Annotated in this window: 1 protein-coding gene; it reads left to right on the forward strand. The window is 45.6% G+C overall.

What is annotated here, in order from left to right:
- Positions 1-482: transporter substrate-binding domain-containing protein (locus tag AB4512_RS23655; RefSeq protein ID WP_372175954.1), on the forward strand; the 482-nt coding region annotated here is incomplete at both ends.

Raw genomic sequence — 482 nt, forward strand, 5'->3', positions numbered from 1 at the left:
GCGCTATATCTCAGATATTTACCAATCAAACAACTTGACTGGCGAACTTCTGAACCTCAATCAAAATGAACGTCAATGGGTAAAGTCTAATCCAGTTTTGAAAATCGGTATTGATCCTAACTCTTTGCCTTATGAGGCCGTGTCGGGCACCGGAGAATACATCGGGATGATCGATGATTACCTTAAGCTAATTGAACAGAAAACAGGCTTACGCATGAAGCATGTCGATGTCGGCAGTTGGCAAGAGACTCGACGACTCGTGGATCACAGACAAGTGCACCTTGTCTCCGCCGCGGTGGAAAATCGTTCACTTGGCGAAAACGTGAAAGCGGGCAAACAGTTATTTTCTAGTCGTTTGGCGATTGCCTCTAGGCGAGATGTGAATAGCCTTGTCTTAGAAGAAGCTGCTGGTTGGAAAATCGGAATTTTAGAGGGAGGCGCCAACACAGAAGCCATCGTAGACAGTTACCCAGATATAAACT

This window comes from Vibrio sp. 10N.222.52.B7 (assembly GCF_041474275.1).
GTDB classification, from domain to species: Bacteria; Pseudomonadota; Gammaproteobacteria; order Enterobacterales; family Vibrionaceae; genus Vibrio; species Vibrio crassostreae_C.